The following is a 20,908-nucleotide window of genomic DNA, read 5'->3' as shown; positions in this document are numbered from 1 at the left end:
ACGGAGCCTTCGTAGGGAAGCTTTTGGAATACGCCTGCAGGATGGTCGGCGCTCGTCAAACGGCCTCATCGCTGGCAAGCCAGCTCCCTCAATTTTTTGCGATAGCGTCAGACCCGCCCAGGATTCTCCCCGCGCAGCCTTTCGGCAGCTCCTACACCGATTCCTTGTAGGAGCTGCCGAAGGCTGCGATCTTTTGATCTTCATCCCTGATGTACAAATTCCATCGCAATCATCGGCTTGCTCCGCGCATACCGGCTCAATCGTTCCGCCATTGCCTGGGGCAGGGCCGGATCGAACGTGAAGCCGCGTCGCTCGTAAAACCCACGCAAATCCGGATGACAAAACAGCCACACCGGCTCACTCACACCCTGCACCGCCGCCGCCATCAACTGCGCGGCAAGCCCTTGCTCGCGACATCCCGGATCGACAAACAGCCCCGTCAACCAATGCCCGCCGGCGACCGGCCGCAAACACAACGCGGCGACGATTTCGCCGCGCCGCGCTACCCACAATTGCGCGTCACGCACGGCTTTCATCGACGATTGATGGCTGCGGTAAAACTTGTTCATCAACGGCCATAGCGACTCGTCGAGCAGGCTGTATCGGGTATCGGGCATGGGGTCGGACTGTCGGTGCGAAAAGCCGCGATTATAAAAGAACGCACGGCGCTGGATAGGTGTATACCTGACCTCACATCCCCTGTGAGTGGAGTAGCCATCATGTCCAAAGGTATGGATTCAAAGAAAGCCGCGAAGAAGAAACCGGCCAAGACCGCGATTGAGAAACGTGCGGAGAAAAAGGCCAAGAAGGTGGATATTTTTGGTCATTGAATAAAAATAAAAACAGCCATTACGAGTTATCGTAATGGCTGTTGGATGCGGTTGAAAGGCACCGCGATTGTTCTAGATTCTCCTCAGACGCAGGTTATCCATTCTCACATTGTACCTTGATTCCCCAAAGTAAAACTTTAGCACCACAGGTGGTGCGGCGGGTGTTGTCCCTGAGTAGAAATTGAAAGCTCTCGACTGCCAAGCGCTGCTTGCGGGGATAGTCCCGCTGAAAAGTTTTTTTCCTTCCAGAGCGAGGTAAAAAGTCGCGGCGGTTGGTGATTGATAGTCGAAACTAAATGAATACTGTTCACCGATATCCAACTGAAATGTTTTCTGAAGATATACATAGGCATAGGAGGTCATGGAGTCGATGATCGACTCAGCAAAGTATTCTCCAGCCAAAAGTCCTATCTGTGATCTGTATCCACTTACCAGCGACCACCCATTCCAATCAAAGCCATTGAAGGTCGTAAGGTCATCCAGCCCGGCCTGCACGCTATAAACCCTGGACTGACACTCCACCGCATCACTCACCGCCGCCTCCCTGAACAACCCCACCTTCAAAACGATCGACACTTTCGAACCAGCCTTGCATTCGCGCAACCATTGCACCTCCGTCGTGTAACTTAGCCCCGCCCCTTGATCGTGCGTTGCGCCCACAAATTGATCCCTGGTACGCGAGGTCCCGTCGGTGCGGCTTTCCACATAACTCAACCACACCGGCAACCCCGAACGCTGGAACGGCCATTTGTCACACAGCACTTTGGTGTCGTCCTTGATCGCGCCGATCTTCAGTTCTGCACCGGTGAACCCTTCGATCAGCGGTGCTGGCATGTTCTGTTGCAGCAAATCGCCAATGCTCAGGTCCAGCGCTCTGGACGGCGTTTCCTGGCCGGTGCGAATCACCTTGTAGCTGACCTTCACGATTTGTTTCAGGTTGGCCCCGGTAATACCCGCCGGGATGCTGAAATCCACGTACGCCTGACCGTTGACGATCTTGCGCTCGGGAACCGTCGAACCATCTCCCGGACGGCCCAGAACCGCCAGTTCGATCGCGTCGTCAGGCTTGAACGCTGAGGTGATGACACGCGCGGTAAAGCCGTTCTGATAACGATTCGGGTCGAGCAGACCATTGGGGGCCTCGACAACGCTTGGTTCCAGCAGGCTTGGCAACGGGCTGCCGATACGCACTTCGCGGTATTCGGAGTACATCTCCACGCCGTTACGCCGCAGGTTGTAAAACAGCTTCACGGTGCGGTCCAGGTTGAGATCCACGAAGTGACGGGACAGCGGGATGCGAATCGGCCTGGCTGCCGAGCCGGGCGTCAGTTCAAACGTGCCTCGTGTGCTGCCTTCGCGGCTGAAACCCTGGAAATACCAGTTGCCCTGATCCTTGGTGGTGGTCAGGATCAAGGGGATTTGATAGATCACTTCACGATCCGGCACCGGGTCGAACACGTCATCGTCTGTGGCGCCTTCCAGAATCGGCGCCGGCAAGTCTTTTCTCGGTTCGCCCACCGTCAGGTGCAACGGATCAGAGATTTGCACCCCGCTGGTATGCACCTCGTAGGTGACGGTCACGCGCAGACCGGCGAAACGGTCGAGATCACGCCCCTGAATCAGCCGGGTGATCGGCATGCCCGGTGGCAGGTCGCCGACCAGACGCGCATCTTCATAGAGCTCAGTGCCGCCACCGGGCCGGACGGCTTTGATAAACAGAATCACCAGATCATTGGATTGACGCCCAGGGTAAATGGGGATCGTCGCCATGGCCTGATCGAGATTCTCCGGCAGGTATTCGCCATTGGCCTTGTCGATTGATGGTGGGATCAGCGCATTAAGCTTGCCAATGATGCGAACGATGGTTTTTCTCGAGTACAGACGACCGTTGCCAGTTTGTACCTCGTAGGAAACAACGGCCTTGCCGTAGGGGATGGCCTTGACGTTGTCATAAAAGACGAACGCTTCGTAAGTCCGGCCAGGGGCGCTGACGGGGATATCGAAGGTCTGCCTGACCGGCGTGCCTTCGACGGTTTCGCCAGCCCAGGTCAAATGGATGATGTCGCCAGGTGCGTAGTTCTGGCGATTGGTTTGCACTTCGACCCTTACGTCGCGGCCATTCAATGCCTTGAGATCGATTTCGCCGGTGACGTAATCGGCATCTTCGATGTAGGGCTCGGCCAGTTTCGAGTCATCCAGATCAACGTCCACATAGGAGGGGGTTGACCAGGGACCGTTTTCATCGGGTCGGTTGTTGGCTTCATCAATGGGCTGGAACATGACCGGTAATTTGGTCGCACTGCCAGCGTTCTCGATCACGGTGCGGCTGACGAAGATCTTGATCGGGTTGCTGGCAGGCGATTCTGCCTGCTCTTGAGTGACCACATGGCGGATGGATTCCGTGCCCCATTTCAATTCGATTCTGTCGCGCACCCGTAGATAGGTGTAGGGCACGATCGTGACCCAGGTCCCGGCTTTGGCGCGTTCGGCATCAATTCCGCGTTCAGCCACATCTGCTTCCAATTGCTGATGCAGTTCGGAGTGGCTGATCGGGTCCGAGTTCTGGTCAACGCCACCGGGGCGAGTCAGCAGCACCAGCGTTTTTTGTGGTGGAGAATTTTCGGCGGTGCCGCTGAAGCGAGTGATTCGATAGTGAACGTTTTCGTAGGTTTTCGAGCTGAAATACGATCGCGGAATGGTCAGTAAAATCCGTTGATTCTTGTCCGCCACACCAATGAATTTATAAGCGTCGGCGCGATTCTGGTCGGTCACGAACAATTCGAGAAAATCGCCCACCTCCATGTTTACCCAAGGATCGATGGCACACAGTGCGCCGTCCTTGAGCTGATCAATACCCAGAGCGAAGTCTGCGTCGACCACATTTTCGATGGCGCCGGCAAACCTCGGCGGGTCAAGTGCCAGCGGATCTGCTGTATCGAGGGGGGTGGATGTGCCGGGTGAATTCAGGGCGTTTGGCGCTGGAATGTAAAGGGTCATGTCCTGCTCCTGTTAAGGCATGTCTGAGGACGTCAGCGGGCGCTGGCGTGGCAATCATCAGGCGCTCGTGCCGGCACACCTGGCCACTGTCAGAAATTACAGTTCCGACGAACGGAGCCTTTGTCGGGAAGCTTTTGGAATACGCCTGCAAGATGGTCGGCGCTCGTCACACGGCCTCATCGCTGGCAAGCCAGCTCCCTCAATTTTTTTGCGCTGCGCCCTGTGGGATCTCGCTTGCCAGCGATAGCGTCAGACCTGCGCACGCTTCTCCCCGCGCTGAACCGATTCTTGTGCAAAAAGTGCCAGATACTGGCCGACTAGTGGGCTTGCGCAAGGCTTCGCGATGACTATGCTTATTCCTAACTAACTATGTCGACCGTGCACGGTTAGTGCGTGAATTCATGCTGCCAGAGTGCGCAATCCAAGGCACCGACACTGAACCAACAAGGAGCATCATTTATATGGAAGTTCTTCAACGCGTTAGGGCTGGCCCGCGAGCGGGCTATCAAGAGAAGGATGTCTTGATTAGAGCGTCGCTGCATGGACGTTCCGATTGACCATCAGTTATCACCTGACAACTTCCTCCCCTTGGAGGAATGCGTGTGCCTGTTCTGTGGAATCCATTGGTGGATCTTGAAAGACCTGAACTTTCATCAAATCAAAAGACCGCGCGGAAGGTGATAGAACCATGTTCAACCTACATCACAAGGCTGACCTGCAGCAGATCGAGCGATTCAGCTGCGCCTTGACCGAGGCCAACGCCAAGCTCGAAGCGATCAGCCGCTCGATGGCAATGATCGAATTCACCCCTGAAGGCATCGTTCTGGATGCCAATGAAAACTTCTGCAAGACCATGGGCTACAGCGCTGACGAAGTGCGGGGCAAACATCACCGGATCTTTTGTGAAGAGGCGTTCTACCGCAGCGAGGAATACGCCAGATTGTGGCGCGACCTGGCCCGTGGCGAGCCTATCAGCGGCACCTTTCTGCGCTTGAACAAGAGCGGCCGGGAGATCTGGCTCGAAGCCAGTTACATGCCGGTATACGGTCCGGACAAGCAGGTCAAAAGTGTGATCAAAGTGGCGGCGGACATCACCGCCCGGGTCAACAAGGAACACGAAGAAGAGAGCATGCTGGCGGCGATCAGTCGCTCGATGGCGGTGATCGAGTTCACTCCGGAGGGCAATGTAATTACCGCTAACGACAACTTCCTCAAGACCATGCAGTACTCGCTCAACGAAATTGTCGGCCATCACCACAGCATGTTCTGCCATCGCAGCGAATCGGAATCATCGCAGTACAAGGCGTTCTGGGCTTCGCTCAATCGCGGCGAATATCACTCCCATCGTTTTGAGCGCAAGAACAAGTCCGGCCATATGGTTTACCTGGAAGCCTCGTACAACCCGCTGTTCGACGCCAAGGGCCGCTTGTACAAAGTGGTCAAATTCGCCAGCGACATCACCCACCAGATGACCACGTTGCAGAACGCCGCCGAATCGGCCCACAGCACCTCGGTACAAAACGACGCTTGCGCGCAAAAAGGCTCACAGGTCGTGCAGCAAACGGTGCAGATCATTCAGGACATTTCCCGCGACCTCAACGAAGCGGCGGTCAGCATCGACGCGGTCAGCAAGCAGTCGGACATCATCGGCACCATCGTCCAGACCATTCGCGGGATTGCCGATCAGACCAACCTGCTGGCGCTCAACGCGGCGATTGAAGCCGCCCGGGCCGGGGAACATGGGCGCGGGTTTGCGGTGGTCGCGGACGAGGTGCGCAGCCTGGCGGCGCGGACCAGTCAGGCAACGCTGGAGATTGTCGATGTGGTGCGCAAAAACCATGACTTGTCGCTGAGCGCGGTGTCGAGCATGCAATCGAGTCTGAGTCGAACCGGGCTCGGGGTGGAACTGGCCAACGAAGCGGGGGCAGTGATTCAGGAGATTCAGCAGGGATCGCGGCATGTGGTGGATGCGATCAGTCAGTTCAATGAGACGTTGCAGTTGAACTGACATCATCTAAACGGCATAAAACCTGTGGGAGCGGGCTTGCCCGCGATATCGATAGATCAGCCAACACATACGTTGAGTGTTCTCCCGTCATCGCGGGCAAGCCCGCTCCCACAGGTTCAGTGTGTATTCAGAACCACGATAATTCGGCGAGTGCTGTCCGCCGCTTTATCAATGTCTTTCACATCCTCGGCAGCGCTCAGCGATGGGCAATATTCTCCAGCGCAAGATTACGTGTCCTCGGGCCGAAATAACCGATGGTCAGCATCACAATCAGCATGCTGCTGACGATGAACGCCAACACTCCGGGCGTACCGAAATTGTCGAGAAACAAGCCGATCAACAGGCTGCTGAACACCGTCGACAAACGACTGAACGAATAGCAGAAACCCACCGCGCGGGCGCGGATATTGGTCGGGAACAGTTCGCTCTGATACGAGTGGTAACTGAAGCTCAGCCAGGCATTGCAGAACGTGATCATCACCCCGCAGAAGATCAACCCGAACGCACTGGTGTGCAGGGCGAACAAGGTGCCGAAGGTCATGGCGCCGAGGGCCGAACCGACGATCTGCCATTTGTTTTCGAAACGATTGGCGAACTTCACGAACAGCAGCGGCCCGAGCGGGTAGGCGAGGGTGATGATGAAGGCGTACATCAGGCTGTGAGTGACGCTGACGCCCTGACCGGACAGCAGCGCCGGCAACCAATTGCCGAAGCCGAAGAAACCGATGGCCTGGAAGATGTGGAAAACGATCAACATCAACGCACGACGGCGGTACGGCGGCTGCCAGATATCAGCAAAGCGGCCCTTGCCTTCAACATCGACAGGCACGGCTTCCGGCGCGTCCAGCGTTTTGCCGTGATCCTTTTCGCACCGGGCTTCGATGCTGTCGAGAATCCGGTTGGCCTCATCAAAGCGGCCATGTTGCGCCAACCAGCGTGGCGACTCCGGCAGGCGCTTGCGCAGCCACCAGATAAACAAGGCAAACACCGCACTCGCCAACACTACCCAACGCCAGCCGGACACGCCAAATGGCGCTTGCGGCACCAGCCACCACGACATCAATGCCACCGCCGGCACCGACAGAAACTGCACGAAGAACGCAAAAGCAAACGCCGAACTGCGCATGCGCTTAGGCACCAGCTCCGAGAGGTAGGCATCGATGGTCACCAGTTCGATGCCCAAACCGATGCCGACCAAAAAGCGCATAAAGATGATGCCCAGCGCCGAACTCTGAATGCCCATCAACACCGTCGCCACCGTGTACCAGACCAGCGCGAAGGTAAAGATCGCGCGGCGACCGAAACGATCCGCCAACGGACTCAGCAGGCTGGCGCCGAGGAACAGACCGAGGAATGTCGCCGAGGCAAACGCCGCCTGATCGGAGAAACCGAACACGCCTTGATTGCCGGTGGCAAAGATCCCGTCGCGGATCAGGCCGGGGCTGATGTAGGCGGTCTGGAACAGGTCATAGAGTTCGAAAAAACCACCGATTGACAGCAGCGCCACCAGCCGCCATATCGTCGCGACGGCCGGGAGGCGGTCGATGCGGGCGGAAACCTGAGCGGCGCGGATCGGGTCGATGCCGTCGCTGTGCGCGGCGGCGGGGGCGTGAGCAGTCATGGGCTGATCCATTTTTTATTGATGGAAAAGCTTAGCCTGCTATCGGAGTTCGCGGATTGTGAATATCAGCGGTTTAATCGGTTAAACCGCTGATTTCTCGCAATATCTGTTTACGAATTAACGATTTATGCCGCAGCCGTCGAATCGGGAAGGGCTGAAGCCGGCAAACCGAAGAGGCGGTCGAACAGCCAGTTGAACGCAAACGTGTAGCACGGAATGAAGATGATCAACGCCAGATCGAGCAGGAATGCCTGCACCAGGCTGATGTTCATCCACCAGGCGATCAACGGAATGAGGAACACGATCAACGTCAGTTGAAAACCGATGGCGTGGGCGATGCGTCGTTTAACCGTGCGAGTGCGCGAAATCTGCCGACTTTCCCAGCGCTCGAACAGCGAGGTGTAGATGAAATTCCAGGTCACGGCGATGGTGGTGATGATCACTGCCAATGGGCCGGTGCTGCCCGGCGAAGTGCCGGACAGCAGCGCCAGACCGAGGGCGGAAAAGGTCATGCCGATCACTTCGTAGAGCGACACGTAGACCAGTTTGCGTTTGACGCCTTGCATGCGGTTTTGCCTCTTTCTTGCCGTTTGTTGGCCAGCGGGGCTGGCGAAGGCGGCGAAAGATAGCTTCAATAGGGCTGACAGAAAAAGTCAGTAGCTTTCAGTTTTATTGATAGGTGTGAAAGGTGAATTTCAACAGCGACAGCATTGAGCTGTTTCTTGCGGTGATTGAGCGAGGCTCCTTTTCGGCGGCGGCGCGGGCATTGGGCAAAGTGCCTTCGGCGGTGAGCATGAGCATCGGCAACCTCGAGGCAGAACTCGGTTATCTGCTGTTCGACCGCAGCCACCGTGAACCGCAACCTACGGCGATGGCGCTATCGCTTGTCCCCCATGCGCGGTTGATTGCCGAGCAACTCAAGCACCTGCAAGTGCACGCGGTGGAGTTGTCGCTGGGGCTGGAAAGCAAGTTATCGATCGGCGTGGTCGCGGACATGGATCGGCGGCGTTTGCTGGCGGCGATCAAGGTCATTGCCGAGCGTCATCCGCTGCTCGACATCGAAGTGCTGACTGCGCCGCAGGATGACGTGTTGGCGATGTTGCACAGTGGTCGCGTCAGCGTTTGTCTGGCCTTCGCCGGGTTGAGCATGAATGTGCTGGAGCGTTTTCAGTTCGTCGGCAACGAACGGATGATCGCCACGCTGGCAGCCGACAGTCCGTTGTTGCAGGGGCAGGATCTGTTTCTCGAAGATCTGGTGCAGATGCGGCAGATCATCGTCGCCAGCCGCGACTTGCCGATCAGTGAGACGCGGCCGTTGGTGGCGCAATCCTATTGGCGCACGGACAGCCTGGAAACGGCCATGGAGATGGTCGAGGCGGGATTGGGTTGGGGCAATTTTCCGTTGTCGGTGGTGCAGTCGCGACTGGACAGCGGACGGCTGAAACGCCTGAATTTCCGCAACATCGAAAACGGTCTGGTGATGCCGGTGCACGCGGTGTGGCTCAAGAGCCAGCCGCTGCAGAAGGGTGCATTGGCCCTCGTTGAATTGCTGAGCCATTGAGCCATAGTGATCCCTGTAGGAGCTGCCGCAGGCTGCGATCTTTTGCTGTTGTTTTCAAAAAAGACAAGATCAAAAGATCGCAGCCTGCGGCAGCTCCTACAGGGATCTTTTTACCCCGGGATTTGCGCCCACCACAAAAACCTGTGGGAGCTGGCTTGCCAGCGATAGCGGTGTTTCAGCCAACCCAGTTTTGAGTGACCTGCCGCCATCGCTGGCAAGCCAGCTCCCACAGGAATTTTAGGGATTCCAGAAGTCAGGTACTTTCGCGAATCTTCAGTTCAAAACCCATGTCTTCCACGGGACGAGCAACCGAATTCCCCGCCATCAACGTCAACATCTGCTCCGCCGCGCGCCGGCCAATCGCTTCGCGCGGGGTGTTGATGCTGCTTAAACGCGGCACCATGTGTTCGGACATCGGCAAGTCGTTGAAACCCAGAATCGCCACCTGCTCAGGAATCCTGATGCCATTGCGCAACGCTTCCAGCAACGCACCCTGCGCCAAATCGTCGTTACCAAAGAAGATTGCATCGACATCCGGATGCGCCGCGAGTAACTGCAAAAACAATTCCCCGCCCAAGCCCACCGACGAGGCACGCGGCGTCAGCACTTCCAGATCCGGGTCGTAGCGCCCGGCCTTCTGCAACGCTTTGCGGAAACCTTCACCGCGCAACAACGTACGTTGATCAAGTTGCGCGCCGATATACGCCAGACGCTTGCGCCCCCGCGAGAGCAAGTGCTCAGCCGCCGTTTCACCGGCACTCAGTTGCGAGAAGCCCACACAGTTCACGCCAGCGGCGCTGTCCAGTTCCATCATGTACACGCAAGGAATGTTGCTCGCCTCGATCATTCGTCGCGAACTTTCGGTGCGGTCAAACCCGGTCAACAGGAAGCCGCGCGGCTGATAAGCCATGTAGTTGCGCAGCAGGTTTTCTTCTTCATCACGGGAGTAATGGAAGTTGCCGATCAGCACTTCGAAACCCTTGGGTGTGAGCACCCGATGAATGGCTTCCAGGGTGTCGATGAACAATAAGTTGGACAGCGAAGGCACTAACACCACGACAGAATGGCTCTGCGCCGAGGCCAAAGCGCGGGCAGCCGGGTTGACCACGTAGTTGAGTTCAAGGGCGGCTTTGCGGACTTTTTCCACCAGTTCGGTGGCCACGGTGCTGACCCCGCGCAAGGCACGAGAGGCGGTAATCGGACTGACACCGGCCAGGCGGGCGACTTCATTCAGGGTGGGACGGCCGGTGGTGCGGGTATTTTTATCGTTTTTAGGGGTGGTCATCGACGGCTTGCCAAACAAAAATCAAGGCACTAAGGTAGCGCTGTCCTGATGCAGCTGTAAATGCGTAAGCGAGGTCCTGCCTGATCTTCGCTTTTTGGCGTTGGGAACAAACCTGCTGCAACCCAAAAAAACGACAAGAAGGCGTCGGCAACTTCTGCCCTTGCACTAGAGTCATAGCTAGCAAAGGTAGCGCTGTCTGCGCGCTGAGGTGTTATATGAGTCATCCCATCACCGCCCTGGTCATCATGGGCGTTGCCGGTTGCGGCAAGACGTGCGTCAGCGAGGCCCTGTGCCAATTGAGCGGCGCCACTGCCATTGAAGGCGATACTTTCCATCCGGCCGCGAACATCGAAAAGATGAGCGCGGGGATCCCCCTGAACGACGACGACCGCGCCGGCTGGCTCGACAGCCTGTGCGATGAGTTGCGTCGTGTCGATGCGCTGGGCAAACGTCCGGTGCTGACCTGCTCGGCCCTTAAACACAGTTATCGCGAAGTGTTGCGCAGCGCCTTGCCTGGCCTGGGCTTCGTGTTTCTTGAATTGACCCCTGAAGTTGCCGCTGAACGTGTGTCCCACCGTCCGGGCCACTTCATGCCGGCCACGTTGATCGAAAGCCAGTTCGCCACCCTCGAATCGCCGAAGGGCGAGCCGTTGACGTTGGCCCTGAATGCTTCGATCCACAGCGTTGAAGAACTGGCGTCCCAGGCTCACGTCTGGTGGCAAGCCAACGGTCTGAAGCAGGCGGTATGAGTGTGTTGAAAGAGATAGCGCTGTCCTCCCGACTTCTGTTTAACCCGCTTTAATAACAACAACAATCCAGGAGACACCCCCAATGTTTGGCATGTCCCACGACGCGTTTCTGCTGCTTGATGCAGTGGTCACGGTGATCGGACTGATTGTCCTGATCACCAAGTTCAAGCTGCACCCGTTTATTTCCCTGACCATCGCCGCCGCGTTCCTCGGCCTGACCTCCGGCATGCCGATCGGCACCATCATCAAAGCGTTCCAGGACGGCTTCGGTGGCGTGCTCGGTTTCGTCGGCATCATCCTCGCGCTGGGCACCATGCTCGGCAAAATGATGGCCGAATCGGGCGGGGCGGATCAGATCGCCCAGACCCTGATCCGGGCGTTCGGCAAGGACAAAGTCCAGTGGGCGATGATGTTCGCTGCATTTCTGGTCGGCATTCCGCTGTTCTTCGAGATCGGTTTTGTTCTGCTGATTCCGCTGGTGTTCATCGTTGCGCGCCGCACCGGTGTGTCGATCATCAAGATCGGTATCCCGCTGCTCGCCGGCCTGTCCGCCGTGCACGGTCTGGTGCCACCGCACCCGGGCCCGCTGCTGGCCATCGGTGTATTCGGCGCTGATATCGGCAAGACCATTCTCTACGGTCTGATCGTTGCGCTGCCGACTGCAATCATTGCCGGTCCGATCTTTGGCACGTTCATCGCCAAGCACATTCCGGGTCACCCGAATCAGGAACTGGTCGATCAACTGGCCCGTGAAAACGACGACTCGGCCAAGCTGCCAAGCTTCGGCATCACTCTGGTCACCGTGCTGCTGCCGGTGTTCCTGATGCTGCTGAAAACCTTCGCTGACGTGGCGCTGCCGGACGGTCACTTCTTCCGCACCTGGATGGACATGATCGGTCACCCGATCTCGGCACTGCTGCTGGCGTTGCTACTGTCGCTGTACACCTTCGGTCACAAGCAGGGCATCGGTTCGCAACAGATGCTCAAGTGGCTGGACGCAAGCCTGGCGCCTACCGCTGCGATCATCCTGATCATCGGTGCAGGCGGCGGCTTCAAGCAGATGCTGGTCACCAGCGGCGTGGGCGATGTGATCGGCCACATGGCGGTCAGCGCACAGATCTCGCCGATCCTGCTGGCGTGGCTGGTGGCAGCGGTGATTCGTATTGCGACCGGTTCGGCGACTGTGGCGACCATCACTGGCGCGGGCATTGTGGTGCCGGTGGTGGGGATGATTCCAGGCGTCAACCGTGAGCTGCTGGTACTCGCTACCGGCGCCGGTTCGTTGATCCTGTCCCACGTGAACGACGCCGGTTTCTGGCTGGTGAAGCAGTACTTCAACATGACCGTGGCCGAGACGTTCAAGACCTGGACGGCGATGGAAACCATCCTCTCGGTGGTTGCGTTGGGCTTTATCCTGCTGTTGTCGCTGTTCGTTTAAACAGCTTCTTGCAGGCACAAAAAAACCGCAGCGATGCGGTTTTTTTGTGGGTGATGGTCTGCGTGAACACGGCACCTGTAGGAGCTGTCGAGTGAAACGAGGCTGCGATCTTTTGATTGTAAAAACCAGGTCAAAAGATCGCAGCCTGCGGCAGCTCCTACAGGGGATGGGTGTCAGTTATTTGGTAACTAATCCATCCGCCCGGAACATCCCGCGAATCCCGCGCACAGCCTGACGAATGCGGTCCTGGTTTTCGATCAGCGCGAAGCGCACGTGATCATCACCATACTCACCAAAACCCACCCCCGGCGAGACGCAAACTTTGGCCTCGGCCAGCAGTTTCTTGGCGAATTCCAGCGAACCCAGATGCGCGTACGCCTCAGGAATCTTCGCCCAGACATACATCGACGCTTTCGGATTTTCGACCATCCAGCCCAACTCATGCAGGCCTTTGACCAGCACGTTGCGACGCTGACGATACTGCTCGGCGATGTCGCGCACGCATTGCTGATCGCCTTCCAGCGCAGCAATCGCCGCCACTTGCAGCGGGGTAAAAGTGCCGTAGTCGTGGTAGCTCTTGATCCGCGCGAGGGCGTTGACCAGTTCCGGGTTGCCAACCATGAAACCGATACGCCAACCGGCCATGTTGTAGCTCTTGGACAGGGTGAAAAACTCCACCGCAATATCCTTGGCGCCCGGCACTTGCATGATCGACGGGGCTTTCCAGCCGTCGTAGACGATGTCGGCGTAGGCCAGATCGTGAATCACCAGCACGTCGTACTGCTTGGCGAGGGCGATCACCCGTTCGAAAAAATCCAGTTCCACGCACTGCGCAGTCGGGTTCGACGGGAAGCCGAGGATCATCATTTTCGGCTTCGGAATCGAGCCACGAATCGCCCGTTCGAGTTCGTCGAAGAAGTCCACACCCGGCACCAGCGGCACCGAACGCACCTGGGCGCCGGCAATCACCGCACCGTAAATGTGAATCGGGTAGCTCGGGTTCGGCACCAGAACGGTGTCGCCCTGATCCAGAGTGGCCAGCATCAAATGCGCCAGGCCTTCCTTGGAACCGATGGTGACGATGGCTTCGCTTTCCGGGTCGATATCGACCTCGTAGCGCTGCTTGTACCAGTTGGAAATCGCCCGGCGCAGACGCGGAATACCCTTGGACGTCGAGTAACCGTGGGTGTCCTCGCGTTGGGCGACTTGTACAAGTTTTTCGACAATGTGCGGCGGCGTGGCCCCGTCGGGGTTGCCCATGCTCAAGTCGATGATGTCTTCACCACGACGACGCGCGGCCATCTTCAGCTCGGCGGTGATGTTGAAAACGTAAGGGGGGAGTCGATCTATGCGCGCAAAGCGGCGCGGCGAACCTTGTTCAGCCATTGTTGCCTCGGATAACGTAAGCGCCCGGAACCGTCCGAGCGACGCTGGTCACTGCGGTGACCTGTGGCGGAAGATAAGGTCAGTGATGGCATACTGTCCAGCCCGTTTGTAAACAATTTTGTCCCAAGGAAATCGGTAGATGGAATTCACCAGCGGCTTCTTGCTGAGCCTTTCGCTGTGCCTGGATATCGGCGTGGCCAACATCGCGATGATCACCCTGGCGATGCAGCGCGGTTACTTTCAGGGCTTCGCTTTGGGCCTCGGCACCTGTGTCGGCGACTTGATTTATGCGGTGTTGGCGCTGGCCGGGATGACGGTTCTGCTGCAATACGAAACTGTGCGTTGGGTACTATGGATCGGCGGTTCGGCGCTGTTGATCTACTTTGCGGCGAAGATGATTTACTCGGCGATCCATCACGAAGCGCAACTGGCCGCGACCGCCGAGGTGGGGCAGAACTCCCATCGCAAAGAATTCTTTCGGGGGATTTTCCTCGCCATGTCGTCGCCGAGCGCGATTCTCTGGTTCGCGGCGGTTGGCGGCACGCTGATCGCTCGTTCCGGCGCCGGTGGCCCGCTGAGTTCGGCGTTGTTCCTCGGTGGTTTCCTTTGCGCCGGGCTGCTGTGGTCGGCGGGGTTATGCTTTGCCGCGAGCCACGGCGGCAAGCTGCTGGGTGACAAGCTGTTACGCTATTCCTACATGGCATCTGCAGCGATCTTCTGCTATTTCGCAGTCTACGTGATCGTATCTGGCTATAACGAATTTGTCGGTTCGGGTGCCGTCGAGCAGTTGCACGCGCTGTAAGCGTGCGAATTGGATTCGGCTTTCTATACTCCCAGCCGAATCCCTTCTTTGTGCCAGGAGTCGAGTCATGGATGAGCAAACACGCGTCGAAGTGGCTGAACCTCGCTTCGAACATGGACACTTCCTGCTGATTGCAGGATTTGGCGATCGATTTACCCAAGACACCGCCAAGGACATCCCGGCGCTGTGGGAGAAGTTCCTGCCGCACCTGGGGCGGATTCCCGGGCAGAAAGGCGAAGTGACCTACGGCGTCTGCTGCAATTTCGACGGCAAGGGCGGCTTCGATTACATCGCCGGGGTGGAAATCAGCAAGCTCGATGAGCTGCCGCAGGACGTCTACCGCTGGGTCGAAGTCCTGCCTCGCCAGTACGCCGTGTTTGAACACCAAGGGCCGCTCGATCAATTGCCGCAAACCCTGCAATACATCTACAAAACCTGGTTGCCGACCTCCCACTATGTGGAGCTCAACGCCCCGGAGCTGGAGCGTTACAGCGCCGATTTCAATCCGCGCCTGCACACCGGCAAACTGGAAATCTGCGTGCCGGTCGATACCAAGGCTTGAGGTAGCGCCGATGAGGCGGATCACTGACCCGCCTCATGCGTTTGCGCCGTGAGCGGATCGATATGCCCCCGTGATTCCTTTATGCTTTCGGCACTTTCTTCTGCTGATTTTCGAGCTGCCATGAACACCATCATCCGCAACGTCACCGCCGCCGACCTGGATCGCTGCTACGCCATCGAAACCGTTGCCTACGAAGGCGACGAAGCGGCCACCCGCGAGAAGATCGCTACGCGCATTGCCACTTGGCCGGAAGGTTTTGTTGTGGCGGAAGTGGATGGCGTGGTGGCGGGGTTCGTCAATTCCGGCGCGGCGTTCGATGTGCAGATGTCGGACGAGGCGTTCAAGGAACTGATCGGCCATGACCCGAAAGGCCCGAACGTGGTGATCATGTCGGTGGTGGTGCACCCGGATTATCAGGGGCAGGGTTTGGCCAAGCGCTTGATGGGCGAGTTCATCGAGCGTATGCGCGGAATGGACAAGGCGACGATTCACTTGATGTGCAAGGAACAGCACATTCCGCTGTATGCCGGGTTTGGCTTTGCCTACATCAAACCGTCGGAGTCGGATCACGGCGGCATGGCGTGGCACGAGATGATCCTGACTCTCTGAGTCATCACACATAACCTGTGGGAGCTGGCTTGCCAGCGATAGCGGTGGATCAGTCGGCATTGATTTTTGATTTGCCGACGCCATCGCTGGCAAGCCAGCTCCCACAGGGTTCTTTGGTGTTTGTAATACCGTGGTCAGTAGAGGGTGTCAGTTACCCGTTTTGGCGCCTCACGGTCGTAGGTCTCGGCATCGAACTGGCCGTCGCTCAGACGCTTGTGGAAGGCGCCGGCAGAGGGCAGGGCCGAGCGTGGCAGATGCGTTTGCGGATTCCACGCATCCGAACGGACGAACGCTTTCGAGCAATGAAAAAACGCCGCCTCCACCGTCACCAGCAACACGGTTTTCGCCGCTTTGCCATTCACCGCAAAACTCTCCAGCAGCGCCGGCTCTGCGCTGATAACCGCGGTGCCGTTGACCCGCAACGTCTCGCCAATCCCCGGAATGATGAACAGCAGCGACACCCGCGAATCCTGCAGCACATTGCGCAAGGTATCGATGCGGTTGTTGCCCGGGCGATCCGGCAGGGCCAGGGTATTTTGATCAATGATCCGTACAAAGCCCGGCGCATCCCCGCGCGGCGAATTATCCAGGCCAGCGGCGCCCACCGAGCTGACGATTACCAGCGGCGAGACGCGCACCATCGCCTGATAATCTTCGTTGAGAAAACCGATCTGTTTGCGCACCGCCCGCTCATGGGGCTGCCCGTAAATCGCTTCCAACGCTTCGATTGAGTCGATCATCGTGCTTCCCTCGATGACTTAGAAAACCAGGCCCATGCGCCGCTCATAACCGATTCGGCCCTTGTACGCCTCGCCGCTGTCGACGTAGCCGTGTTTGGCGTACAGCGCGATGGCTGCGTCGTTATCGGCGTCCACCGACAATTCCAGCCCCTTGATCTCCGGCCAGGCCTGACGCGCAACCCCTGGCAGCGCTAGCAGGCACGCCTTGCCATAACCCTTGCCCTGCGCGCGGCGATCGACCTGCAATGCATGCAACGTGGCGCTGTGTTCATCGGCCCAGGCTGGCAAAACGGGCGGGCGCTTGAGCAGCAGAAACGCCACCGGCACTTCATCCGCCAGCAAGGCAAAACCCTTCACGCCGGGGCCGGGCTTCGACAGCAGCGTGTGCAACGCACCATGAATGTCGCCAGAGAATTTGATCTGCTCGGCATGGATTTCAATCGCCTCGACTTGCTCACGCTGCAAGGCGTTCAGGCTGTCGTACGGCACGAGTTGGGCTGACACGGGAATTTCCTTTTTCCTACAAGGTAAGTCGCCGATTCTAGCGATTTTGTCCTTCGTGGAATTCTTTTTGTTTCATCTGTCGATCTGCCCGTTTGCCGAACGACTAAGGATGTCTTCACAACAAAAACCACGGAGAACACCATGAGCGCACAATCTGAAATCCAGACCCTGATCAACACCTACCGCGAAGCTGTCATGACCAAGGACGTGGAGAAAGTCATGGCGTTGTACGCCGACGACATCGTCTCCTTTGATGCGATCAAGGCCCTGCAATTCAAAGGCAAACCGGCCTACCGCGAACACTGGGTGGCGTGCATGGAAATGTGCCCCGGCCCGCACATCTTCGAATTCCACGAAATCGCCATCGAAAGCGCCGACACCATCGCCTTCGCCCACTGGGTCGCCAACTGCGGCGGCACCAATGAGAAAGGCGAAACCCAGAGTTGCTGGATGCGCGTCACCGCGTGTTATCGGCAGGTCGGCGGGGCGTGGAAAATCGCCCACGAGCACTGGTCGGCGCCGTTTGATCCGATGAGCGGCGCGACCCTGTTCGATGTCACTCCCTGATCTTCAGCCATAGTTGATCCGTCCGATTCAGGAGAACGCCATGAAGTATTTATGCCTGGTCTACAGCGATGAACGTCTGCTGCATTCATCGCCAGACAGCCCGGAAGACGCCGAGTGCTGGGCCTACGCCGAGTCGATTCAGGGCAGCGGGCGGATGGTTGCCGCCGAGGCGCTGGAGTCGGTGCAGACCGCCACCACGGTGCGCATGCGCAACGGCAAGCTGTCGATCACCGATGGCCCATTCGCCGAAACCAAGGAGCAGCTCGCCGGTTTCTACCTGATCGACGCCAAGGACCTCAACGAGGCGATTCAGGTCGCCGGCAATATTCCGGCGGCTCGGGTTGGCAGCGTCGAAGTGCGCCCGGTGCGGCAGTTGAATGTCTGAGGTTCGGGCGCGGGTCGAGCAGGTCTATCGCGAAGACTCGCGGCGGATTCTGGCGACGCTGATTCGCCTGCTCGGTGATTTCGACCTCGCCGAGGAAGCCTTGCACGAGGCGTTCTTCGTTGCGGTCGAGCGCTGGCAGCGCGACGGCGTGCCGGACAATCCGCGCACCTGGCTGGTCTCGACCGGACGTTTCAAGGCGATTGACGTGTTGCGCCGCCGCGCGCGGTTCAAGGCCTCGCAGCCGTTGCTGTTGGCGCAACTGGAAGAACTCGAACAGGCCGACTGGAGTGGCGAAGACGTGAAAGATGATCGTCTGCGGCTGATCTTCACCTGTTGCCACCCGGCGCTGGCGGCGGATGCGCAAGTGCCGTTGACGCTGCGTGAGGTCTGCGACCTGACCACCGAGGAAATCGCTCGTGCGTTTCTCTCGGCACCGGCGGCGATTGCCCAGCGCATCGTGCGGGCGAAAGCCAAGATCCGTGATGCAAAAATCCCTTATCAAGTACCGAGCCTGAGCGAACTGCCCGAACGCCTCGACAGCGTGTTGCGGGTGATTTATCTGGTGTTCAACGAGGGGTATTCGGCGTCGGTTGGCGCCGAGTTGACCCGTGAGGATCTGACCCGCGAGGCGATCAGGTTGGGGCGCTTGTTGATGGAATTGCTGCCAGAGCCGGAAGTCATGGGGCTGTTGGCGATGATGCTGTTGCATGAGTCGCGACGCTCGGCGCGCACTTCGCCGGACGGGGAATTGGTGTTGCTGGATGATCAGGATCGTTCGCGCTGGGATGCTGATCTGATCGCCGAGGGTTGTGCGCTGGTCGAGCGTGCGCTGACTACGCGGCGGTTTGGCCCATATTGCCTGCAAGCGGCGATTGCGGCGGTGCATGCCGAGGCGCCGTCAGCGGCGGAAACCGATTGGGAGCAGATCGTTGGTTTGTATGACGTGTTGCTGCGTGCGCTGCCTTCGCCGGTGATCGAGTTGAACCGGGCGGTTGCGGTGGCCAAGCGCGATGGCGCGTTGGCGGGGTTGAATCTGATTGAAGGAATTCTTGATCGCGGCGAATTGCAGGATTACCACTTGGCGCATTCGGCGCGGGCGGAGTTTTGTCGGCAGTTGGATCGGGTGGAGGAGGCGCGTTCAGCGTACCTTCGGGCCTTGGAATTGACCCGGCAGGAGCCGGAGCGGCGGTTTATCGAGGGGCGGCTGAGTGAACTGGGTTGAGCTGAAATTTTCACTGGCAATTCCTGCCTAATCGCTAGCAGGGCTAGCTCCCACAGGGATTGATGGCGTTCACAAAATCAGTGCTTCAGCAGTTGTCACAGGGATTGGTGTGGTTCACAAAATCAGTGATTCATTAGTTTTCACAGGGATTGGTGTTGATCACAAATGCAGTGTTCAATACCTAAACCTGTGCCATCCACAAATCCCCTGTGGGAGCTAGCCCTGCTAGCGATTGGCAGCACCGCTATTCCAGCATCTTGCTCAGCAACCAACTTCCCGCCGGCCCCGGCGGATACAGCCGCGACCACAACGCATCGACAAACACCGGTTTCGGCCAGCCACGCACCTTCAATTCCACCAGCAAATCATTGCCAAACCGCTGCGCCAGCCAGCGCGGCAACGGTGCCCAGCCAAAACCTTTCTCGGCCATTTCCAGCAGCATCAGATAACTCGGCGCTGACCACACCCGGCCTTTGCCACGGCTGTCATACGGATTGACGATGGTCGCCAGACGCAGTTCGCGATGCTGCTCCAGCACCTGCTGATCAATGTGATCAAGCGTGGCCAACGCGTGATCGCGGTTGACGAACAAGGCAATCTCCGTGCGCTCGGCCACCGTCGACGTCGCCAGATCCGCTGGATAGTTGTCCTGCATTTCGGCGAAGGCCAGATGCGCGCGACCCCGTTGCACCAGCTCGATCAAGTCATCGCATTCGGCGATCAGGCATTCCAGCTCCAGATCCGGATAACGCTGTTCGAACCCGACCAACGCCGCTTCGAAACGGTACGACTGATAAGTGTCGGAAATCGCCACGGTCAGTTTCGGCTCGACACCCTGGGACAACTGCCGCGCAGTCATTTCCAGACGACTGCTGGCGGCGAGAATCGCTTCGGCGCGTTGCAGCATCACGTGGCCGGCCGGGGTCAGCGTCGGTTTGCGACTGCTGCGGTCGAACAGCACCAGATCCAGATCGATCTCCAGACTGGCCACTGCCGCGCTGATGGTCGACTGACTGCGCCCCAACTTGCGCGCCGCCGCCGAAAACGAGCCTTGCGTGGCTGCCTGCACAAACGCCAACAGCACTTCCTGAGAGATCATCAACTATCGCCTTGATCGATGGTTATTGGTTGTGAAGTATCGGTTTGAGGATGGATCATGGCAACCATCTTCACTCAAGGAGTCTGGTCATGACGGCCAACAAATCCATCACTGAACGTATTTTCCAGGCGGTCGGTTTCGAACTGCTGGCCATCCTGATCTGCACGCCGTTGCTGGCGTGGATCATGAAAGAACCGATGCTGGAAATGGGCGCGGTGACCGTATTGATCGCGTTGCTGGCGCTGGCCTGGAACGTCGTGTTCAATCGCTTCTTCGATCGCCTGCTGGCGCGAATGAATGTCGATCACAACGCCTGGGTGCGGGTGGTGCACGCCTTGCTGTTCGAAGGCGGCCTGATCGTGATGGGCGTGCCGCTGATTGCCTGGTGGCTGTCGGTAAGCCTGTGGCAAGCGTTCTTGCTCGACATCGGCGTGTTGCTGTTCTTCCTGCCGTACACCTACGTGTATCACTGGGGGTATGACGTGGTGCGGGAGCGCTTCATGACACGCCGCGCTTGCCAGAACTGATCCGTCTCCGTGTAGG

Annotated in this window: 20 protein-coding genes and 1 pseudogene; 12 read left to right on the top strand and 9 right to left on the bottom strand. The window is 58.1% G+C overall.

Annotated features, from left to right (window positions below; translation table 11 throughout):
* Positions 1 to 200 precede the first annotated feature (200 nt).
* Positions 201 to 617: a GNAT family N-acetyltransferase gene (locus tag AC3Y64_RS21510; RefSeq protein WP_489985181.1), complete on the bottom strand. Its 417-nt coding sequence runs from the start codon at positions 615 to 617 to the stop codon at positions 201 to 203.
* A gap of 285 nt (positions 618 to 902) precedes the next feature.
* Positions 903 to 3,827, bottom strand: a complete 2,925-nt coding sequence (locus AC3Y64_RS21505; protein WP_489985180.1) for a hypothetical protein — start codon at positions 3,825 to 3,827, stop codon at positions 903 to 905.
* 688 nt (positions 3,828 to 4,515) lie between these two features.
* Between AC3Y64_RS21505 and AC3Y64_RS21500 the strand changes: the two are divergent.
* Positions 4,516 to 5,292 (top strand): annotated as a pseudogene (locus AC3Y64_RS21500) (PAS domain-containing protein); the annotation flags it as partial.
* 3 nt (positions 5,293 to 5,295) lie between these two features.
* A complete protein-coding gene (locus AC3Y64_RS21495) occupies positions 5,296 to 5,835 on the top strand; it encodes a methyl-accepting chemotaxis protein (RefSeq protein WP_232013121.1) in 540 nt (179 codons plus the stop codon).
* Positions 5,836 to 6,031: 196 nt separating this feature from the next.
* Here AC3Y64_RS21495 and AC3Y64_RS21490 read toward each other — a convergent pair whose 3' ends face one another.
* The gene (locus tag AC3Y64_RS21490; protein WP_489985179.1) at positions 6,032 to 7,456 is read right to left on the bottom strand and encodes an MFS transporter; all 1,425 of its coding nucleotides are present in this window, start codon (positions 7,454 to 7,456) and stop codon (positions 6,032 to 6,034) included.
* Positions 7,457 to 7,581: 125 nt separating this feature from the next.
* Complete coding sequence (locus AC3Y64_RS21485) at positions 7,582 to 8,022, bottom strand: PACE efflux transporter (protein WP_489985178.1); 441 nt, start codon at positions 8,020 to 8,022, stop codon at positions 7,582 to 7,584.
* Between the two features lie 122 nt (positions 8,023 to 8,144).
* Here AC3Y64_RS21485 and AC3Y64_RS21480 point away from each other — a divergent pair, with 122 nt between their 5' ends.
* Positions 8,145 to 9,017, top strand: a complete 873-nt coding sequence (locus tag AC3Y64_RS21480) for a LysR family transcriptional regulator (protein ID WP_489985177.1) — start codon at positions 8,145 to 8,147, stop codon at positions 9,015 to 9,017.
* Between the two features lie 253 nt (positions 9,018 to 9,270).
* Here AC3Y64_RS21480 and gntR read toward each other — a convergent pair whose 3' ends face one another.
* Positions 9,271 to 10,302 (bottom strand): HTH-type transcriptional regulator GntR, encoded by a 1,032-nt coding sequence (gene gntR / locus AC3Y64_RS21475; RefSeq protein ID WP_158959173.1) that lies wholly within the window; start codon positions 10,300 to 10,302, stop codon positions 9,271 to 9,273.
* A 215-nt stretch (positions 10,303 to 10,517) separates the two neighbouring features.
* Between gntR and AC3Y64_RS21470 the strand changes: the two genes are divergently transcribed.
* Positions 10,518 to 11,051, top strand: a complete 534-nt coding sequence (locus AC3Y64_RS21470; protein WP_158959174.1) for a gluconokinase — start codon at positions 10,518 to 10,520, stop codon at positions 11,049 to 11,051.
* A gap of 82 nt (positions 11,052 to 11,133) precedes the next feature.
* Positions 11,134 to 12,489 (top strand): GntP family permease, encoded by a 1,356-nt coding sequence (locus tag AC3Y64_RS21465; protein ID WP_064389183.1) that lies wholly within the window; start codon positions 11,134 to 11,136, stop codon positions 12,487 to 12,489.
* Between the two features lie 177 nt (positions 12,490 to 12,666).
* Here AC3Y64_RS21465 and alaC read toward each other — a convergent pair whose 3' ends face one another.
* A complete protein-coding gene (gene alaC / locus AC3Y64_RS21460; RefSeq protein WP_053122962.1) occupies positions 12,667 to 13,875 on the bottom strand; it encodes an alanine transaminase in 1,209 nt (402 codons plus the stop codon).
* Between the two features lie 139 nt (positions 13,876 to 14,014).
* Here alaC and AC3Y64_RS21455 point away from each other — a divergent pair, with 139 nt between their 5' ends.
* The 3 genes from AC3Y64_RS21455 to AC3Y64_RS21445 all read left to right on the top strand — a co-directional run bounded on the left by AC3Y64_RS21455 (position 14,015) and on the right by AC3Y64_RS21445 (position 15,848).
* Entirely contained in the window at positions 14,015 to 14,677 is a 663-nt protein-coding gene (locus AC3Y64_RS21455; protein WP_463575639.1) for a LysE family translocator, read from the top strand.
* Between the two features lie 67 nt (positions 14,678 to 14,744).
* Positions 14,745 to 15,239, top strand: coding sequence for a GyrI-like domain-containing protein (locus AC3Y64_RS21450; protein WP_489985176.1), 495 nt, complete (start codon positions 14,745 to 14,747; stop codon positions 15,237 to 15,239).
* A 120-nt stretch (positions 15,240 to 15,359) separates the two neighbouring features.
* Positions 15,360 to 15,848 carry a GNAT family N-acetyltransferase gene (locus tag AC3Y64_RS21445; RefSeq protein WP_489985175.1) on the top strand — a complete coding sequence of 163 codons (489 nt, stop codon included), beginning with the start codon at positions 15,360 to 15,362 and terminating at the stop codon, positions 15,846 to 15,848.
* A 134-nt stretch (positions 15,849 to 15,982) separates the two neighbouring features.
* Here AC3Y64_RS21445 and AC3Y64_RS21440 read toward each other — a convergent pair whose 3' ends face one another.
* On the bottom strand, positions 15,983 to 16,588 hold the full coding sequence (locus tag AC3Y64_RS21440; protein ID WP_489985174.1) for a pyridoxamine 5'-phosphate oxidase family protein: 606 nt from the start codon (positions 16,586 to 16,588) through the stop codon (positions 15,983 to 15,985).
* Between the two features lie 18 nt (positions 16,589 to 16,606).
* A complete protein-coding gene (locus AC3Y64_RS21435; protein ID WP_489985173.1) occupies positions 16,607 to 17,092 on the bottom strand; it encodes a GNAT family N-acetyltransferase in 486 nt (161 codons plus the stop codon).
* A 141-nt stretch (positions 17,093 to 17,233) separates the two neighbouring features.
* Here AC3Y64_RS21435 and AC3Y64_RS21430 point away from each other — a divergent pair, with 141 nt between their 5' ends.
* The 3 genes from AC3Y64_RS21430 to AC3Y64_RS21420 are packed head-to-tail and all read left to right on the top strand — an operon-like array spanning position 17,234 to position 19,266.
* Complete coding sequence (locus tag AC3Y64_RS21430; protein ID WP_489985172.1) at positions 17,234 to 17,659, top strand: YybH family protein; 426 nt, start codon at positions 17,234 to 17,236, stop codon at positions 17,657 to 17,659.
* Between the two features lie 40 nt (positions 17,660 to 17,699).
* Complete coding sequence (locus AC3Y64_RS21425) at positions 17,700 to 18,044, top strand: YciI family protein (protein ID WP_008081988.1); 345 nt, start codon at positions 17,700 to 17,702, stop codon at positions 18,042 to 18,044.
* Positions 18,037 to 19,266 (top strand): RNA polymerase sigma factor, encoded by a 1,230-nt coding sequence (locus AC3Y64_RS21420; RefSeq protein ID WP_489985171.1) that lies wholly within the window; start codon positions 18,037 to 18,039, stop codon positions 19,264 to 19,266. The genes AC3Y64_RS21425 and AC3Y64_RS21420 overlap by 8 nt, the downstream gene beginning before the upstream one ends.
* A gap of 244 nt (positions 19,267 to 19,510) precedes the next feature.
* Here the strand turns inward: AC3Y64_RS21420 and AC3Y64_RS21415 are convergent, their stop codons facing one another.
* Positions 19,511 to 20,365 carry a LysR family transcriptional regulator gene (locus AC3Y64_RS21415; RefSeq protein ID WP_489985170.1) on the bottom strand — a complete coding sequence of 285 codons (855 nt, stop codon included), beginning with the start codon at positions 20,363 to 20,365 and terminating at the stop codon, positions 19,511 to 19,513.
* 89 nt (positions 20,366 to 20,454) lie between these two features.
* On the opposite strand from AC3Y64_RS21415, the gene AC3Y64_RS21410 reads away from it, so the two are divergent.
* Positions 20,455 to 20,892, top strand: coding sequence for a multidrug/biocide efflux PACE transporter (locus AC3Y64_RS21410; RefSeq protein WP_489985169.1), 438 nt, complete (start codon positions 20,455 to 20,457; stop codon positions 20,890 to 20,892).
* Positions 20,893 to 20,908 lie beyond the last annotated feature (16 nt).

It is taken from the genome of Pseudomonas sp. 4CAES_32.4 (assembly GCF_058136335.1).
Note: the sequence above shows the minus strand (reverse complement) of the source record. Positions and strands in the feature narration are given on the sequence as shown.

Coding starts and splice junctions, on each gene's coding strand:
- AC3Y64_RS21430 (WP_489985172.1), top strand. CDS start 17,234: ATGAGCGCACAATCTGAAATCCAGACCCTGATCAACACCTACCGCGAA.
- AC3Y64_RS21465 (WP_064389183.1), top strand. CDS start 11,134: ATGTTTGGCATGTCCCACGACGCGTTTCTGCTGCTTGATGCAGTGGTC.
- AC3Y64_RS21420 (WP_489985171.1), top strand. CDS start 18,037: ATGTCTGAGGTTCGGGCGCGGGTCGAGCAGGTCTATCGCGAAGACTCG.
- AC3Y64_RS21455 (WP_463575639.1), top strand. CDS start 14,015: ATGGAATTCACCAGCGGCTTCTTGCTGAGCCTTTCGCTGTGCCTGGAT.
- AC3Y64_RS21410 (WP_489985169.1), top strand. CDS start 20,455: ATGACGGCCAACAAATCCATCACTGAACGTATTTTCCAGGCGGTCGGT.
- AC3Y64_RS21485 (WP_489985178.1), bottom strand. CDS start 8,022: ATGCAAGGCGTCAAACGCAAACTGGTCTACGTGTCGCTCTACGAAGTG.
- AC3Y64_RS21425 (WP_008081988.1), top strand. CDS start 17,700: ATGAAGTATTTATGCCTGGTCTACAGCGATGAACGTCTGCTGCATTCA.
- gntR (WP_158959173.1), bottom strand. CDS start 10,302: ATGACCACCCCTAAAAACGATAAAAATACCCGCACCACCGGCCGTCCC.
- AC3Y64_RS21490 (WP_489985179.1), bottom strand. CDS start 7,456: ATGACTGCTCACGCCCCCGCCGCCGCGCACAGCGACGGCATCGACCCG.
- AC3Y64_RS21510 (WP_489985181.1), bottom strand. CDS start 617: ATGCCCGATACCCGATACAGCCTGCTCGACGAGTCGCTATGGCCGTTG.
- AC3Y64_RS21495 (WP_232013121.1), top strand. CDS start 5,296: ATGACCACGTTGCAGAACGCCGCCGAATCGGCCCACAGCACCTCGGTA.
- AC3Y64_RS21450 (WP_489985176.1), top strand. CDS start 14,745: ATGGATGAGCAAACACGCGTCGAAGTGGCTGAACCTCGCTTCGAACAT.
- alaC (WP_053122962.1), bottom strand. CDS start 13,875: ATGGCTGAACAAGGTTCGCCGCGCCGCTTTGCGCGCATAGATCGACTC.
- AC3Y64_RS21445 (WP_489985175.1), top strand. CDS start 15,360: ATGAACACCATCATCCGCAACGTCACCGCCGCCGACCTGGATCGCTGC.
- AC3Y64_RS21440 (WP_489985174.1), bottom strand. CDS start 16,588: ATGATCGACTCAATCGAAGCGTTGGAAGCGATTTACGGGCAGCCCCAT.
- AC3Y64_RS21470 (WP_158959174.1), top strand. CDS start 10,518: ATGAGTCATCCCATCACCGCCCTGGTCATCATGGGCGTTGCCGGTTGC.
- AC3Y64_RS21505 (WP_489985180.1), bottom strand. CDS start 3,827: ATGACCCTTTACATTCCAGCGCCAAACGCCCTGAATTCACCCGGCACA.
- AC3Y64_RS21415 (WP_489985170.1), bottom strand. CDS start 20,365: ATGATCTCTCAGGAAGTGCTGTTGGCGTTTGTGCAGGCAGCCACGCAA.